A 16,961-nucleotide genomic window follows, 5' to 3' on the forward strand; every position below is an offset into this window, starting at 1 on the left:
CCCTCCCGAGGTCCACCCCACCCCGGTCCAGTGCGGTGCGCTGACGCGAGCGGAGGTTGTGGGCGTCAGCGCGGTGCGCTGACGCGAGTGGCGCGGTATCGGCCTCACCGCTGGTCAGGGACGTGGGCGCGCCCCTCCGGAGACCCGCGCTCACGCCCTGGACCCGCGCTCACGTCAGCGCACCGCGCTGGCGACCGACCACAGCAGACCCGGGCGGGCAGGCAGTACTGTGAGCGCATGCGACTCGGAGTCCTCGACGTGGGATCGAACACCGTCCACCTGCTCATCGTCGACGCCCACCCGGGAGCGCGGCCGGTCCCCCAGTCGTCGCACAAGTCGGTGCTGCGACTCATGCGATACCTCACGCCGGATGGATCGATCAGCGAGGAGGGCGTCGCGGTGATCCTCGAGTCGATCGGTGCAGCGGCGGCGATCGCCCGGGAGAGCGGCCTCGACGAACTGCTCTCGATGGCGACCTCGGCCATCCGCGAGGCGACGAACGGGCCGGAGGTCCTCGCCCTCGTCGAGGAACGGACCGGCATCGCCCTGCAGGTCCTCTCCGGTGACGACGAGGCGAAGCTCACCTTCCTCGCCGTCCGCCGCTGGTACGGCTGGTCGGCCGGCGAGATGCTCCTCCTCGACATCGGCGGCGGCTCACTCGAGATCGCGGCCGGCGGCGACGAGTACCCCGATGTCGCGATCTCCCTCCCGCTCGGCGCCGGACGCTCCACCGTCGGCTTCCTCCACGACGACCCACCGACCGCCGCACAGCAGGAGGCACTCCGCCTGCACGCCCGCGAGGTGCTCACCGCTGCACTCCCCGCGTTCGCCGAGGAGCCCGACGCCCATCACGTCGTCGGGTCGTCCAAGACCATCCGCTCCCTCGCACGCCTCGCAGGATCGGTGGCCGACGGCATCGGTGGCACCGAACGGTCGCTGCTCCGGCGCAGCCAGCTCGACGACTGGATCCCGCGCCTCGCCCGCATTCCGGCTGAGGCCCGCCCCGCGCTCCCCGGGATCACCGCCGACCGGACCTTCCAGATCGTCGCCGGCGGCATCGTCCTGTCCGAGGCGATGGCCGCCTTCCGCGTCCGCGAGCTCGACGTCTCCCCCTGGGCGCTCCGCGAGGGCATCATCCTCCGGTACCTGGACCGCCTCGGCTGACCGCCGCCGTTTGCTCGCCCAGGTTTGGGCGAGTGAGCGCCGAATCGCCCGAAGATGGGCGAACGAACACTCCCGACACGACGAAGGCCCCCACTCCGCGGAGTGGGGGCCTTCGGTGACTCGGGACTACTCGCCCGTGATCGCGAGATCCGGCGTGGCCGAACCCGTACCGAGCGACGCCTGCGCGTTGACGCCGGCACCGACCGACTCACCGCGAGCCGAGGTCGTGAAGGCGAACGCGCCGTTCACGAAGTCGACGTGCACGTGGTCGCCGGCGTTGAGCTCGCCGTGGAGGATCTGCTCGCTGAGCTGGTCCTCGACCTCGCGCTGCATCGCACGACGCAGCGGACGCGCACCGAGGGTCGGGTCGAAGCCGACCTCGATGAGGCGCTCCTTCGCCGGCAGCGTGAGCTCGATCGTCATGTCGCGGTCGAGCAGACGCTCCGAGAGACGCTTCGTGAACAGGTCCACGATCTGCAGGAGCTCCGGCTTCGACAGCTGCGGGAACACGATGATGTCGTCGACACGGTTCAGGAACTCGGGCTTGAAGTGCTTCTTCAGCTCCTCGTTCACCTTGCCGCGCATGATGTCGTACCCGGTCGAGGCGTTGCCCTCGATCTGGAAGCCGACGGGACCACCGGCGATGTCACGAGCACCGAGGTTGGTGGTCATGATGATGACGGTGTTCTTGAAGTCGACGACGCGACCCTGACCATCCGTCAACCGGCCCTCTTCCAGGATCTGGAGGAGCGAGTTGAAGATGTCGGGGTGGGCCTTCTCGATCTCGTCGAAGAGCACGACGCTGAACGGCTTGCGACGCACCTTCTCGGTGAGCTGGCCACCCTCTTCGAAGCCGACGAACCCGGGAGGAGCACCGAACAGTCGCGAGACCGTGTGCTTCTCGCCGTACTCCGACATGTCGAGGGAGATCAGCGCGCCTTCGTCGTCGAACAGGAACTCGGCGAGCGCCTTCGCGAGCTCGGTCTTACCGACACCCGTGGGGCCGGCGAAGATGAACGAGCCCGAGGGGCGCTTCGGGTCCTTGAGGCCGGCACGCGTGCGGCGGATGGTCTTGGAGAGCGCCGAGATGGCCTCCTCCTGACCGATGACCCGCTGGTGCAGCGCCTTCTCCATGAAGACGAGTCGCGAGGACTCCTCCTCCGTGAGCTTGAAGACGGGGATGCCGGTCGCCTGGGCGAGCACCTCGGCGATCAGGCCCTCGTCGACCTCGGCGGTCGTCTTGACGTCGCCCGAGCGCCACTGCTTCTCGAGGCGCAGACGCTCGCCGAGGAGGTTCTTCTCCTCGTCGCGGAGGGACGCCGCCTTCTCGAAGTCCTGCTCCTCGATTGCCGTCTCCTTGGCCTCGCGGACGCCGGCGATCTTGTCGTCGAACTCGCGCAGCTCAGGCGGGCTCGAGAGGATCGACAGACGCAGGCGTGCACCGGCCTCGTCGATCAGGTCGATGGCCTTGTCGGGCAGGAAGCGGTCGGAGATGTACCGGTCGGCGAGGTTCGCCGCCGAGACGAGCGCACCGTCGGTGATGGACACCTTGTGGTGTGCCTCGTACCGGTCGCGCAGCCCCTTGAGGATGTTGATCGTGTGGGGCAGCGAAGGCTCCATGACCTGGATCGGCTGGAAGCGACGCTCGAGTGCGGCGTCCTTCTCGAAGTGCTTGCGGTACTCGTCGAGCGTGGTGGCACCGATGGTCTGGAGCTCACCGCGGGCGAGCAGCGGCTTGAGGATGGAGGCCGCGTCGATCGCGCCTTCGGCGGCACCGGCACCCACGAGGGTGTGGATCTCGTCGATGAAGACGATGATGTCGCCGCGGGTGCGGATCTCCTTGGTGACCTTCTTCAGGCGCTCCTCGAAGTCACCGCGGTAGCGGCTACCGGCGATGAGCGAGCCGAGGTCGAGCGAGTACAGCTGCTTGTCCTTCAGCGTCTCCGGGACATCGCCCTTGACGATCGCCTGGGCGAGACCCTCGACGACGGCGGTCTTGCCGACGCCGGGCTCACCGATGAGGACCGGGTTGTTCTTCGAGCGACGGGAGAGGATCTGCATGACCCGCTCCATCTCCTTGTCGCGACCGATGACCGGGTCGAGCTTGTTGTCGCGCGCGGCCTGCGTGAGGTTGCGGCCGAACTGGTCGAGGATCTGCGACCCGCCCTGTGCCTGCTGCTCACTCTGGTTGCCGCCGACCGGGGCTGCTTCCTTGCCCTGGTAGCCGGACAGCAGCTGGATGACCTGCTGGCGCACGCGGTTGAGGTCGGCGCCGAGCTTCACGAGGACCTGGGCTGCGACGCCCTCGCCCTCGCGGATGAGGCCGAGCAGGATGTGCTCCGTGCCGATGTAGTTGTGGCCGAGCTGCAGCGCTTCGCGCAGGCTCAGCTCCAGCACCTTCTTGGCGCGCGGCGTGAACGGGATGTGTCCCGTCGGCTGCTGCTGGCCGGTGCCGATGATGTCGGTGACCTGCTCGCGGACGGCATCGAGGGAGATCCCGAGGGACTCGAGTGCCTTGGCGGCGACTCCTTCTCCCTCGTGGATGAGGCCGAGCAGGATGTGCTCGGTCCCGATGTAGTTGTGGTTGAGCATCTTGGCCTCTTCCTGGGCCAGGACGACGACACGACGCGCACGGTCGGTGAATCTCTCGAACATGATCACTCTCCTCCGGCACCGGGCAGGGTGGTGATGCCGTTAGTAGGAGCGTAACGACCGCCGCAGCTCTCTTCGCCCCTGTTCGCCGTGGGCGTGATGCGCGGCCACCGGGAACGCCGCAGCGCACGTGCACCGGGCACGTGCGCTGCGGGTGTCGGCTGATCGCGGCTCGGTCAGACCGGGAACCGGACGGTCGCCGCGAGGGCGCCCCCACCAGGGACGTCGTCGGCACGGACGGCGAGGATCCGGGCGTCGGAGAGCAGCGCCCGGCGGAGGATCTCGTCGATCACGCCGTAGTTCGTCGCGTCGGCATCGTCGGCGAGCGTGACGACACCGGTGGTCTCGTCGACCGTGCCCGGCAGGTTGCTGTCGATGTCGACGAACAGGGTGTCGACCGCGTTCGCCGTCGCGGCGCGTGCCACGTCGCCGAGGTCGGTCACGGCACGGCCGTTCGACGCGCGGGTGCCGAACTCCTCGCACAGCGCGTGCAGCTCCGCGGCGTACAGCTCGTCGAGGATCGGGCGGGCCGCAGCGGCGAGCTGCTCGTCCGAGCGCTCCTGCTGGTTGCCCTCGATCTCGGGCTTCACAAGGTGCTTGTAGCTCGAGACGGACCGGAAGATCCCCGTCATCGGTTCGGCGCCCGCGAGGATGAGCGGCTCCTTCGAGCCGGCGAGCACCGGCGACAACGCCTTGTTGATCGCCTGCGCGTATTCCTGCATCCGGACCTTCTGTCCTTCGGAGCCCTGGATGCGTCCCTGGGGGCTGCGTCCGTCGGAACCGCGACCCCGGATCGAGTCGACACCCGCGGCCGCGGCCACGTCGGCGGGGACACCCTCGAGCTCGATGCTCGTGGCCGGCAGATCGCGCGAGACGGCGACGAGTCGCACACCGCTCTGCGCGAGCGCCAGGACATAGGCCGATTGCGGGAAGGTGAGCGCACGCATCAACGGCTTGATGAAGAAGCGGTCCGAGACCTCCGTGCAGGACTGGAGGATGTTCGGGACGCGGAAGTAGCGCGTGAGGCTCGGGCTGATGTACAGCGCCAGACTCGACGACAGGTAGCGGAGGAAGTCCGGATCCTCCTGGAGGTCGTCGACCTGCTGCGTGAACGTCGCGATCGCCGCCCGGTCTGCTCCCGCGGCCGTCAGCTGCTCGACCGCCACCTTCACCTGGTTCTTGAGGTCCAGGCGGATATGGCTCGTATCCGAGGGGTTGGTGCTCGTCGCGAGGATGATCGACACGCTGCCCGGCTCGCGAGCGGTGGCGAGCTCGACGATGTCGGAGCGGGTCGGAATATCGGTGTGGTGCACTGATGCCTCCTTCGATCGCGTCAGGCGAAGGGTCGACCGGGAGCAGGCGACGCCGTCGTGGGCCTGACTTGACCCCAGTATAGGGAGCGCCCACCCGCTGACCCGGGGTCGATTCTGCGGACATTCGGAGCCGGGTCGGGCCGCGGGACATCGATCCCGCGGCCCGATTCACGGCCTCGTCACTCGGTCGTGACCGTGCGCTCCGTCGGATGCTCCGATGCGACGAGCCGTCGCCCCCGTCGCAGCGCCAAGACGAGCAAACCGGCGACGACGAGCAAGCCAGCCGCGAGGAGGGCGCCGGACGTGAGCCCGGCGCCGGTGACCGCGAGCGGACTCGCGGTGTCCCGGCCGGTCGTGGCCTCCGGCGCACCCGGCGTCGCGCCCGGCTGTTCCGGCTCCGGGCCGGTCCCGGGCTCGGTCGCGATGAGACCGCCGTTCCAACGGAGGTCCTCGCCGTCGGCTCCGCTCGGCGACGGGTCGGCGATCACGATGTCCGGCATGACCCACTCCGCAGGGTCGATCGCGGAGTTCCGGAGATCGTCGTCGCCGACCCGAGGCGACGTGGCGTCGGCCACCAGGTCGTCCGGGAGTCGCACGTCGATCCGGTAGGCACCGGAGAGGACCGCGTCGAACCGGTACCGTCCGTCGGCGTCGGTCATGGCGGTCCGGGTGACCGGCTCACCGCGCTTGTCGGTGCCGGTCAGTTCGAGCTCGACGTCTGCGACACCAGGCCCCGGCGTCCCGTCGAGCCCGTCGTCGTCGAGCCCGTTCGCGTCGAGATCCCACCAGATGCGTTCGCCGAGCGCCGAGCTCACCAACTGGGCCGCGACCTGAGGCGATTGTGCGCCGAGCGATTGCGTCGCGGAGTGCACGACGGCGTCGTTCACGAACCGCGCGTCGACCGCGGCACCGGTGGTCGCCAGCTCGTAGGCGACGACCACGGGCGCGAACGGCGCGAGCTCGGCGACGGTGGCCTCGATCGCGGTCGCCTCCGCGATGGACGCCGGGCAGCCGGTCATGCCGAACTCGTCCGCCCCGCACCACCGCGCTCCGTCCGGCAGGGTGCCGAAGCCGTCGTCGACGACGGGGTCGACGTGGCTCGCGACCGCGTCACCGGGCGCCGCCGTGTAGCGGAGGTCCGCTCCGTCCGACGAGGCCGGACCCGCCAGGACGCCCTGCCCGGTCGAGCCACGTTCGTCGCCCGGGTACGGGAGGACGTCGATCATCCGCACCTCGCGCTGCACGGCCCCGGCGCTCATGTTGCCGAAGACGACGTCGACCTCGACCGCGTCGCCGAATTCGACGACGGACCGGGCGACGTGCTTGTCGATCTGTAGCCCGGAGGGGGTGGTGACCACCATCGACTGCCAGGAGTAGTGGGAGTCGAGTCGTCCTGGCTCCGCGGGGAAGTCCGTCAGGGACCCCGGGTCGTCCGGACTCGCGACGATCGCACGATTGAGGAACTGTCCGACGGAGAACCGGTCCGAGACCGCGGTGTAGGCGATCACCGGCTCGGCTCCCTGTCGGATCCGCCCGAGGTCCCAGGTGAGGAGCGTGCTGCCGTCCGCCTGCGGGACCACGGTCGTGGCCGCCGGGGTCGCCGAACCCTCGTCGAAGAGGAATCCGGCCGGCAGGGAGTCCGTGACCGTCACGGCGTCGGCTCGATCGGCCACCCCGTCGGGGGTGATGATCTGCGGACGCACCTCGAAGGTGATGGGTGAGCCAGCCGCGATCGGTGCCGGAGCGCCAGGCGCGACCTCCGGTGAGGTGGCCCGCTTGTTGAGCGTGACCGCCGCGTTCGCGGCGACCAGTTGATCGCCACGGGGGTACTGTGCGTTGCCCTCGGACGCGCGGTACCGGCCGTGCCACCATCCGTCCTCCACCCAGGCGGTCGCCGACTCCCGGTCCGGACCGTTGCCGGAGGACTTGATGCTGTAGGTCTCGGTGATCATGGTGCCCACGTCGAGGCCCTGTCTGGCCTGCAGTTGCACCCACAGGGTCACGCTCGTGCGAGGAGGGAGCTCGCCGTCGACGGGACGAAGACGGACCTTCGTGATGTCGTCGGTGTCGACGAGTGACGGGTCGGCGATCCAGGTGTCGTCGGCGTCGTCGCAGGTGGTCGCATCCATCTGCGCCTGCCGGGTCTCGGTGTCGGCCGCGGCGTCGACGCTGGGCGTCGTCCCGTACTCGACGATCACAGCCCCGGCGGTTGAGCGGAACTCTGCAGGGTCTCCTCCGCCGGGACGCTCACCGACCTGCTGGGTGGCCGGGTCGAACACCGCGCAGAGCACGGCGCCGGTCAGGGCACTCGTCGTGGTGTTGTTCCAGGCGACGGTCTGCTCGAACCGCTGGCCGCCGGCGACAGGCCCGTCGCCGGAGCCCGCCGTGCTCTGTCCGGGCACCATGCGGTTGTCGGTCCGGCGGTCCGAGTACCGGCTCGCGTGGTCTCCGCCGCCGGTGCGCTGCGCGATGGTCGCCGTGGCGCCGTTGTCCGCCAGCGGCTCCGGAGCGTTCGGCAGAGGCGTCCCGTCCGCGGCGACACCCGTCACGCGGAGATCGGCGAGGTCCAGCCGCACGGGCAGGGCGCCGTTCGCCGGGACGTCGTCCTCGGGCACGAACACGCCGAATCGTCCAATGGCGAGGTAGCCCTGCGCCGTGATCGCAGAGCCGGAAGCGGACCGCGAGGGGATGTGGTCGCCGCTCAGGTCGGCCCCACTGACCGTGACGAGGACGGAGCGGCCGTCGGCTGCCGGCTCGCAGGTCCAGGTCCCGGAATCCGAGACCGCGTCGTCGCCTCCGCCCGCCGCCTTCGGGAAGACCGCGGAGTCGAAGGCCCCGGTGAGACAGCTCTGCGGCACTGGCCTCCCCTCAGGGTTGACGGTCGCGAGCCGCGCGCCGGCTGGATACCCGTTGAGATCGATGACGAAGGTGACGTCGCCCACGACGTTCCCGGATCCGCGAGCGCCGCGTCCCTCATCGGTGCCGAAATCGGTGATCGAGAGGTAGGTGTCGTGTGCGATGTACCAACCCACGGTGCCGTCCTGCTCCTGCACGCCGTCGACGACCGGCCCCCGTCGGACGCCGACGTTGACGCGCGGGCCGCTGCTCACCACCAGATCCGGTGCGGTCGTGCTGGCCCGGATCTCGGACCCGTCGGCGGCGTCGGCGGCGATGATCTCGATACCGTCCTGCGGCGCGCTGATGACGGTGCCGTTCGCCGGCGCGGTGGTGAGCATCGCAGTGAGCTCGATGGCGCTCACGGAGTTCGGGAGGACGTCGGAGCGGACGCAGTCGAGGACGGCGCGGTCGGGACTGACCGTCGATCCGGCGACGCAGTACCCCGGCAACTGATCGACGGTGGGCCACTGCAACCCTTCGGGCAGCCGCTGTCGGACGACCACCCGGTTGTCGCGGGTGGCCCCGCGCAGCTGCGCCTCGATCGTGTATGTCACGGCGTCGTGGGACCGCAGCACCGCGTCGTCGGGTGAGACGTCGAGCCCCGGACCGGGCGCCGGATCGAAGGGAACGCTCCCGGTGGCGGTGCGCTGCAGTGACGTGTTGAGGCCGAGCGCCTGGGTCGAGGCGGCAGCGGGAGTCGAGGTGGTGTCCGGTGCCGTGACCGGCAGCATGGCGCCGCCGGTGACGGCGACGATGGACAGGGCGCCGAGCGCCCTGCGGAAGAGGATGGTGTTCACGTGGGTCCGACCTTCTGGAGGAGAGGGGGCCGTCACACGATACACAAATTGGTCGACTGATATGTGGGATATTCAACTTTTATTGCGATGCAGGACGACTGTCGGGGACGGGCGCGACATCCGGAGCACGACGAAGGGGGCCGACCGCGATGCGGTCGACCCCCTTCGATGGGATCACTCGGCCGTCGTCTCAGGCTCCATCCGACGACGACGGGCGAGGACGAGACCGGCTCCGATCGCAAGGAGCAGCGCGGCCGTCGCGGCCCCCGCGAACACCCACGCCGTACCGGTGTCGGCCAGGTCGCCGCGGGTGGTCTTCGCGGTAGCTTCGTCGACCTTCGGAATGCCGGGCGGATCCACGGGCGCAACCGGGGGCTCGGCTCCGACGACCAGCCCACCGTTCCAGGTCAGGTCCTCACCGTCCGCACCGGTGGGTGAGGGATCGACGATCGTGATGTCCTCCATCACGCCCGCAGCGGCGTCCACAGCGGAGTTCAGCAGGTCGTCGTCGCCGACGCGGAAGGTGGTCACACCCGCGTTCGCCGGGACGTCCACGACGATCGCGTATTCACCGGACACGAGACCCGAGAACCGGTAGGAGCCGGTCGAGTCGGTCCCCGTCTCGGCCTCGACGACTTCACCGAACTTGTCGACTCCGGACAGGCGCATGGGCACGTCGGCGACGCCCTCACCCGGCGCCCCCTCCGGGCCGTCGTTGTCGAGACCGTCCTCGTTCGTGTCCCACCACAGACGCTGACCGATCGACGAGGACACCACGCGGGTGCTCACAAGCGGCGACCGGGCCCCCAGGGTCTGGGTCGCCGAGCGGACGGTCGCGTCGTTCGAGAAGGTGGCACCGCTCGGCGCACCCTGTGAGACGAGGGTGTACCGGACCTCGACGCGCTCCAGGGCCGCGAGCGAATCGACGTCCATCCGGATCGCGGTGACGTCGGCGAAGGACGCGGCACAGCCCTCGGCGCCGAGCTCGGACGCGGTGCACCAGGCCGAACCGGCCGGGAGCTCACCGTATCCGGCACTGCCGTCGACGACGGATGCCGCGGCGACGGCCGCCGGATCGGCGTCCGTGTACCGGACCGTGACACCGGACGGTGCCTCGACCGCTGCTGCCAGCACACCCTCGACGGACGACGAGCGTGCATCACCGGCGTAGGGCAGCACATCGATCGACGAGGCGCCCTGCTGCGGGGTGTCGGCGTTCATGTTCGCGAACGCGACCGTGTAGTCGATGTCGTCGCCGGACTCCACCGCCTGCTGTGCCACCGACTTCTCGATGCGCAGCCCGCCGGGGGCGCTGAGCGAGACCGTCTGACGGGAGTAGTGCGCGTCGGACGTCGACGGTGAGGCGGGGATCTCGTCGAGCGACGAAGGGTCGTCGGGGCTCGAGATGATCACCTGGTTGACGAAGTCGCCGACCATGGTGGAGTCGCTCTTCGCCCAGTAGGAGATGACCGGCTCACTGCCGCGGTCGATCCGGTCGAATGACCAGGTCAACTCCGTACTGCCGTCCTCGTTCACCTGCACCGAGTCCGGTGTGCTGGAGACGTCGGCAGGATCATAAGCGAGGCCCTTCGGGAGCCGGTCGACGACCACGACGTCGCGGGCGGAGTCGACCATGCCGGCCTTGCTCGCGATCTGCGGCGTCAGTTCGAACTGCACGCGTTCGCCGGAGGCGACGTGCGCCGGCGAACCGGGGTCCACGGCGGGCGAGATCGCCCGCTTGGCGATCGCGACGGAGCCCTCCGAGACGAGCAAGCGGTCACCGCGCGGGAAGTCCTTGTTCGTTGACTGCACCGGGTTGTATTTCCCGTGGTACCAGTCGTCCTCGGTCCAATACGTCGAACCGTCGACATCCGAGCCGTAGAACGAGGGCGACCTGACCGAGTAGGTCTGCGTCACGGTCTCGCCGACGGGGAGCCCGTCGCGGAGCTGCAGGGTGAGCGCAGCGTTGAACTGCGCGCCGGCCGGGAGCATGCCGCCGACCGGACGGTAACGGACGTGAGTGACCTGACTGAGATCCAACGACTGCCAGTTGGCGGTCCAGGTGTCGTCCGAGTCGTCGCAGGTCGCAGCGTTGAGGTCGTCCCACCGGGTCTCATCGTCGGCGGTCGCGTCCGTGACGGGACCCGTCCCGTATTCGACGATGACCTGGCTCGGGTTGAAGTCCCCGACTGCGCCGCTGGCGCGGACCGTGACCGGCGGTGCCGTCGGTGCCGTCGTCGCGACGAACTGCGTCTTCGGATCGAACACCTGACAGACGATCGCGCCCTCCATCGGAGCCGTGGTGGAGGAGTTGATGATGGTCGCGTAGGCGACGAAGGTCTGGCCGGCGGCGACCGGACCATCTCCGGCGCCCACCGAGCTCTGGCCGGGGATCATGACCAGGTTCGACGGGTTGTCGAGGTACCGCGTGCTGTGCCCGGCGCCCTCCCTGCGAGTGAGGCGCGTGGTCACGGCGTTGTCACTCAGCGGTTCCGCGGGATTGGCGATGGACTCCCCCGAGGCGTTCTGGCCGAAGGCGACGAGGTCGCGCAGGGTGACGACCGAGTCGATGCTGTCGTCCGCCGGGACATCCTCGTGCGGTACGAAGACGGCGAACTTCCCGATGCCCACGTACCCACGGGTCGGGATGGCGACGCCGGCCGAGGACTTCGTCGGCAGGTGGTCGGCACTGAAATCGGCACCCGACACGACCACGTGGATCAATTGCGGGTTCGAGGGGTCCGGCGTGCACGTCCAGGTGCCGGAGTCGGTGACGCCGTTCACTCCGCCACCGGCGCTGTTCGGGAAGGCGGAGCGGTCGTAGGGGTTCAGGGCGCACCGCTGTCCGGCGAAGTCGACGGCTTCAGCGTTCTCGCTGAAGTCCGAGAGATCGATGTCGAACGAGACGTCGCCGACGATGGCCGACTGACCCCGGGCACCGAGTCCCCCGGCCGAGTTGTACCCGGCCAGGTCGAGGTAGGCGTCGAAGTACACCCGGTACCCCGTGACCCCCGCCGGGTTGACTGCGACATTGTCGGTGTTCCACCGTTTGACGCCGAGGTTCAGGCGGGGCCCGCTGCTCATCACGAGGTCATCGGGCGTGAGGGTGGACGAGGCCGTCTGGCCGCTGCCCGCATCCGCGGCCGAGGCCTGCACCGCGTCCGCGGGAGCGGGCATCACGGTGCCGTCGGGCATCGCCGTGGTAACCGATGCGACGAGGTCGTAGGTCGAGACGGAGTTCGGCGCGACGTTGTGGATCACGCACTCCACGACGCTGGCGTCCTCACTGACGACCGAGCCCTCGCCGCAATAGCCGGGCAGGGAGCGCACTGCAGGCCAGGTCATCCCGGCGGGAAGCGCCTGCCGGAGGGTCACGATCCCGTCCCGGGGCGTTCCGTTGACCTGCACTTCGACGCGGTACGAGACGGTGTCGTGCGATCGGACGATCAGGTCGTCCGCGCTCGTGTCCTTCCCGGGGCCTGCATCGTCGTCGAACGGAGCGGTCCCCGTCAGCGTGCGCTGCAGCTTGGTGAGGAGCGTCAGCGGACCGGCGTCAGGCGTCGCCGCCGTCGGAGCTGCGGGCACCTGATCGGGCGCCGCCGGCGCCTCGGGAGACGTGGACGAAGGATCGTCGGTCGGCGGCGGATCGGTCGCGGCCGACGCAGGCACGATCGCGCCGAAGCCGATCACGGCCGCCGCCGCGACGGCGGTGCAGACCGCGAGTGCGCGTGGCGGGGAGAACAGAAGTGACATGGAGTCGCTTTCTCGAGGGGGTGAACCCTGCGAGAATATCAGACAGATATTTCTGTTTAAAACAACAGATATCAGTTATCCCACTGTCCGACTACTGCAACGCGGACGTCAATCTGGCGAGGTTGTCGAGTACCGTCGAGCGCAACGGCTGCTTCAACCACTCCGCGAGCGTCAGTTCCTTGCTGATCTCCCGGTACCCGTCCTCGACGCCCCGCATCTCCTGGACGAACTCGCGCCCGCGGACCATGAGCGAGACCTCCAGGTTGAGACCGAAGGAACGCATGTCCATGTTGCTCGACCCGATCACGGCGACGTCGTCGTCGATCGTGAAGTGCTTCGCATGCAGGATGTACGGCGCCGGGTACTGGAAGATCCGCACGCCGGCCCGCAGGAGCGCCTCGTAGTACGAGCGCTGCGCGTGCCACACCATCGCCTGGTCGCCGATCTCGGAGACGAACAGGTCGACCGGCACACCGCGCTGGACCGCGGTCGTGACCGCTGCGAGCAACGACTCGTCGGGCACGAAGTACGGACTCGTGATGACGATGCGCCGCTGCGCCGCGTAGATGAGTGTGAGGAACAGCTTGAGGTTGTTGTCGCCGTCGAACCCCGGCCCGCTCGGCACGACCTGCAGCTCGAGGTCTCCCACCGGTCGGGCCTCGAGCAGGCCGACCTCGTGGGACAGGACGTCGCCCGTCTCGCTGTACCAGTCGCTCAGGAAGATCGTGTTGATCCCCGCTACCCCGGGGCCCTCCACCCGGGTCATGAGCTCCTGCCACTGGAGACCCCGCTTGATGTTGCCCGGCTTGTTGTAACTCCGGTCGATCATGTTCTGCGAGCCCATGAACGCGACCGCGCCGTCGACGATCACCATCTTGCGGTGGTTCCGGAGGTCGGGACGTTGGAACTTGCCCTTGAACGGTTGGAGCGGCAGCATGAGCGCCCACTGGGCCCCCATCGAGGTGAGGCGCTTCAACGTGTGCTTGTAGTCGGGGGTCCGCCAGCTCGCGAAGTGGTCGAGCAGCACCCGGACGGTGACGCCGCGGGCCACCGCGCGCTCGAGCGCGTCGAAGAACGGCTTCGTGGTGCGGTCGCAGGTGAGGATGTAGAACTCGACGTGCACGAACTGCTCGGCACGGTCGACCTCGTCGGCCATGGCGTGGAGTGAGGCCTCGTAGTCGCCGATGAGACTCGCGGTGTTCCCGCCCTGCAGCGGCATCGACCCGAGGTTGCGGTTGAGCGTCACGACGGACCGGAACCAGGCCGGTGCGTTCGACGTCAGGTTGGCCTTGACGAGGTCGCGGGTCGTCTGGCGGATGTAGACGTTGATGTCGTACTGCTTCCGCCGGCGCACCCGTGGGAGTTTCGGGTTGCCGATGAGGAGGAAGGCGATGACACCGACATACGGGATGAGGAAGATCGCGAGCAGCCAGGCCATCCCGGCGGTGGGGCGCCGGTTGCGCGGGACGACGATCACCGCGATGACACGGATGATGAAGTCCAGGACGAGGGCCGTGATGCCCAGCCAGTTCCAGGAGAACTCGATCGTCATGTCGCCCATCCGCTCAGCTGCCGAGGCTCCAGCCTACTGACCATGCCGGACAGCTGTGGGGTGACCTAGCCGCGTGATACGGGCGGGTCAGACCTCGCGAGGGCCGGAGGGCTCGACCGGCGGGAGACCGAGCTTCGCGCGCTGCTCCGCCTCGACCTGCGCGTACGCCTTGCGCTCGTTGCGGTCGGACCGCAGGATGGCGCGCATGACGACCCAGAAGATGATGCCGACGACCACGGTGGGCAGCAGCGACCAGAGCGCGTTGAGCCAGTAGTCTTCGATCACTGGTCAATCGTACCGCCCTTCGACAGGCTCAGGGACCGGAGGGTTCGCTCAGGGACCGGAACGAAGTGGTGGCGCGATCCCGAACGGGCGCGCAGCCGACTCAGGAGCCTCCGGCGAGGGCGCCCCACAGACCGCTGACGACGAGGTACAGGCCGATCCCGCCGACCACGATCCAGATCGTGATGCGCGCCGTCGTCGGCCCCTGCTTCTTCGGGTCCTGGTGGTCGCCGGGGTCCATCATGCTCATCGTCGCGCCTGACTGTCGGTGGTCGTGCTGCCGGGTGGCCGCTACTTGACCAGGGGGAAGAGGATCGTCTCGCGGATACCGAGACCGGTCAGCGCCATGAGGAGTCGGTCGATGCCCATCCCCATGCCGCCGGACGGCGGCATCCCGAACTCGAGCGCACGCAGGAACTCCTCGTCGAGACGCATGGCCTCGACGTCGCCCTGCGCGGCGAGCTTCGCCTGCTCGATGAAGCGTTCGCGCTGTACGACCGGGTCGACGAGCTCGGAGTAGCCGGTGGCGAGCTCGAAGCCGCGGACGTAGAGGTCCCACTTCTCGACCGCACCCTCGATGGAGCGGTGGGCACGCACGAGCGGGCTCGTGTCGACCGGGAAGTCCATGACGAAGGTCGGGCGCTCGAGGCCACCCTTGACGAAGTGTTCCCACAGCTCCTCGACGTACTTGCCGTGGATGGGGTGCGGGACCTCGACGCCTTCACGCTCGGCCAGCGCCTTGAGTTCCTCGATCGGCGTCTGCGGTGTGATCTCCACTCCCGCGGCGGCCGACAGGCTCTCGAACATCGAGATGCGGTCCCACTCGCCACCGAGGTCGAACTCCGTGCCGTCGGCCCAGGTGACGACGTGGCTCCCGCTCGTCGCGAGCGCGGCGTTCTGGATGAGGGTCTGCGTGAGGTCGGCCATGGTGCCGTAGTCGCCGTAGGCCTCGTACGCCTCGAGCATGGCGAACTCGGGGCTGTGCGTGGAGTCGGCGCCCTCGTTGCGGAAGTTGCGGTTGATCTCGTAGACGTGGTCGATGCCGCCGACGACGGCGCGCTTCAGGTACAGCTCGGGCGCGATGCGCAGGTAGAGCTCGGTGTCGAACGCGTTCGAGTGGGTGACGAAGGGGCGGGCCGAGGCTCCACCGTGCATGACCTGGAGCATCGGCGTCTCGACCTCGACGAAGTCGCGCTCCGTGAAGGTCTGGCGGAGGCTGGCCACCGTCTTGGCCCGGTCGAGCACGTTCTTGCGCGCCTGGTCGCGGGCGATGAGGTCGAGGTACCGACTGCGGACCCGGGTCTCCTCGTTCAGCTCGTTGTGGAGGTTCGGCAGGGGCAGGATCGCCTTCGCCGCGATGGTCCACTCGGCCACCATGATCGACAGCTCGCCACGACGACTGGAGATGACCTCGCCGGAGACGAAGACGTGGTCGCCGAGGTCGACGAGCTCCTTCCAGGCCGCGAGGTGCGCGTCGCCGACGCTGGCGAGGCTCACCATCGCCTGGATGCGGCTGCCGTCGCCCGACTGCAGGCTGGCGAAGCAGAGCTTGCCGGTGTTACGGAGGTGCACGACGCGGCCCGCGACACCGACCGTGACGCCGGTCGCCTCGTCAGGCTGGAGCTCACCGAAGCGGGCACGCACCGCCGGGATCGTGTCGGTGATGGGGAGGGTGACCGGGTAGGCGCCACCGGCACCCGACGTCGCCTCGTTGATGAGGCGCTGGCGCTTCGCGAGCCGGACGGCCTTCTGCTCGGAGAGCTCTGCCTGCTCTGCTGCGTCGTCGATCGGCTCTGGCGTCGTGTCAGTCATGCGGTGGGATTCTCCTCGTGCGGTCACTGGAGTTTACCGGGGACCGTGCGGGCCGTGCGCACGGCCGGCTTCCTATGAACCGGCTATCGACGGCCTGACAAGGGTCTGCGAACAACCATTCGGAGGACATCGCCGGGTACCCGGGCCGTGCTTGGCTCGAAGGACAGGAGTCCCGATCGGGGGCACCGACGCCGGAAACGAACTCGAAAGGCTCGTCATGACGACGCTCTCCGACCACCAGCACACCGACCACCGCGACGCCACCACCGTCCCACCGGTCCCGGCCTCCCCCGCCGCGCCGCGCGGACAGGCGGGGATCGACGCCGGTCTCCTCCTCTTGCGCCTGGCCCTCGGCGTGGTCTTCATCGCCCACGGCCTCCAGAAGTTCCTCGTCGACTCCATTCCAGGCGTCGCCTCCGGGTTCGCCGGGCTGGGCATCCCGGCTCCCGAGGTCGCGGCGGTCGTCGTCGCCGGTCTCGAGGTGGTCGGTGGCCTGCTGCTCATCGTCGGCCTCGGCGCGCGCATCGTGGGCGCCCTGCTCGCGGTGACGATGGCCGTGGCGATGGTGCTCGTGCACCTGCCGGCGGGGTTCTACGCCGCCGACGGTGGCTTCGAGTACGTCATGCTGCTCGCACTCGCGTCGCTCGCACTCACCCTCGCCGGCCCGGGCCGACTCGCGATCGACGCGCTGATCCGTCGCCGCCGTACCCGCTGACACGGGTCCGCTGACACGGAACC

The 16,961-nt window shown here is 69.0% G+C and carries 10 protein-coding genes; 2 read left to right on the forward strand and 8 right to left on the reverse strand.

The window, feature by feature from the left end; genetic code table 11:
* The first annotated feature begins 237 nt into the window (after positions 1-237).
* Positions 238-1,164, forward strand: a complete 927-nt coding sequence (locus ACZZZB_RS05420) for a Ppx/GppA phosphatase family protein (RefSeq protein ID WP_463529151.1) — start codon at positions 238-240, stop codon at positions 1,162-1,164.
* 126 nt (positions 1,165-1,290) lie between these two features.
* Here ACZZZB_RS05420 and ACZZZB_RS05425 read toward each other — a convergent pair whose 3' ends face one another.
* The 8 genes from ACZZZB_RS05425 to lysS all read right to left on the reverse strand — a co-directional run bounded on the left by ACZZZB_RS05425 (position 1,291) and on the right by lysS (position 16,223).
* Positions 1,291-3,819 carry an ATP-dependent Clp protease ATP-binding subunit gene (locus ACZZZB_RS05425; RefSeq protein ID WP_064294324.1) on the reverse strand — a complete coding sequence of 843 codons (2,529 nt, stop codon included), beginning with the start codon at positions 3,817-3,819 and terminating at the stop codon, positions 1,291-1,293.
* Between the two features lie 173 nt (positions 3,820-3,992).
* On the reverse strand, positions 3,993-5,129 hold the full coding sequence (locus ACZZZB_RS05430; protein ID WP_137242232.1) for a baeRF11 domain-containing protein: 1,137 nt from the start codon (positions 5,127-5,129) through the stop codon (positions 3,993-3,995).
* A 179-nt stretch (positions 5,130-5,308) separates the two neighbouring features.
* Complete coding sequence (locus ACZZZB_RS05435) at positions 5,309-8,824, reverse strand: SdrD B-like domain-containing protein (RefSeq protein ID WP_463529152.1); 3,516 nt, start codon at positions 8,822-8,824, stop codon at positions 5,309-5,311.
* Positions 8,825-8,998: 174 nt separating this feature from the next.
* Positions 8,999-12,577: an SdrD B-like domain-containing protein gene (locus ACZZZB_RS05440; RefSeq protein WP_463529153.1), complete on the reverse strand. Its 3,579-nt coding sequence runs from the start codon at positions 12,575-12,577 to the stop codon at positions 8,999-9,001.
* A 91-nt stretch (positions 12,578-12,668) separates the two neighbouring features.
* The gene (gene cls / locus ACZZZB_RS05445) at positions 12,669-14,138 is read right to left on the reverse strand and encodes a cardiolipin synthase (RefSeq protein ID WP_138946455.1); all 1,470 of its coding nucleotides are present in this window, start codon (positions 14,136-14,138) and stop codon (positions 12,669-12,671) included.
* Positions 14,139-14,216: 78 nt separating this feature from the next.
* A complete protein-coding gene (locus ACZZZB_RS05450; RefSeq protein ID WP_213014309.1) occupies positions 14,217-14,414 on the reverse strand; it encodes a hypothetical protein in 198 nt (65 codons plus the stop codon).
* A gap of 100 nt (positions 14,415-14,514) precedes the next feature.
* Positions 14,515-14,661: a hypothetical protein gene (locus tag ACZZZB_RS05455; RefSeq protein ID WP_153303387.1), complete on the reverse strand. Its 147-nt coding sequence runs from the start codon at positions 14,659-14,661 to the stop codon at positions 14,515-14,517.
* Between the two features lie 41 nt (positions 14,662-14,702).
* A complete protein-coding gene (gene lysS / locus ACZZZB_RS05460) occupies positions 14,703-16,223 on the reverse strand; it encodes a lysine--tRNA ligase (protein ID WP_463529154.1) in 1,521 nt (506 codons plus the stop codon).
* Positions 16,224-16,440: 217 nt separating this feature from the next.
* Between lysS and ACZZZB_RS05465 the strand changes: the two genes are divergently transcribed.
* Positions 16,441-16,938, forward strand: coding sequence for a DoxX family protein (locus ACZZZB_RS05465; RefSeq protein WP_463529155.1), 498 nt, complete (start codon positions 16,441-16,443; stop codon positions 16,936-16,938).
* Positions 16,939-16,961 lie beyond the last annotated feature (23 nt).

Source organism: Plantibacter sp. AC185 (assembly GCF_979258065.1).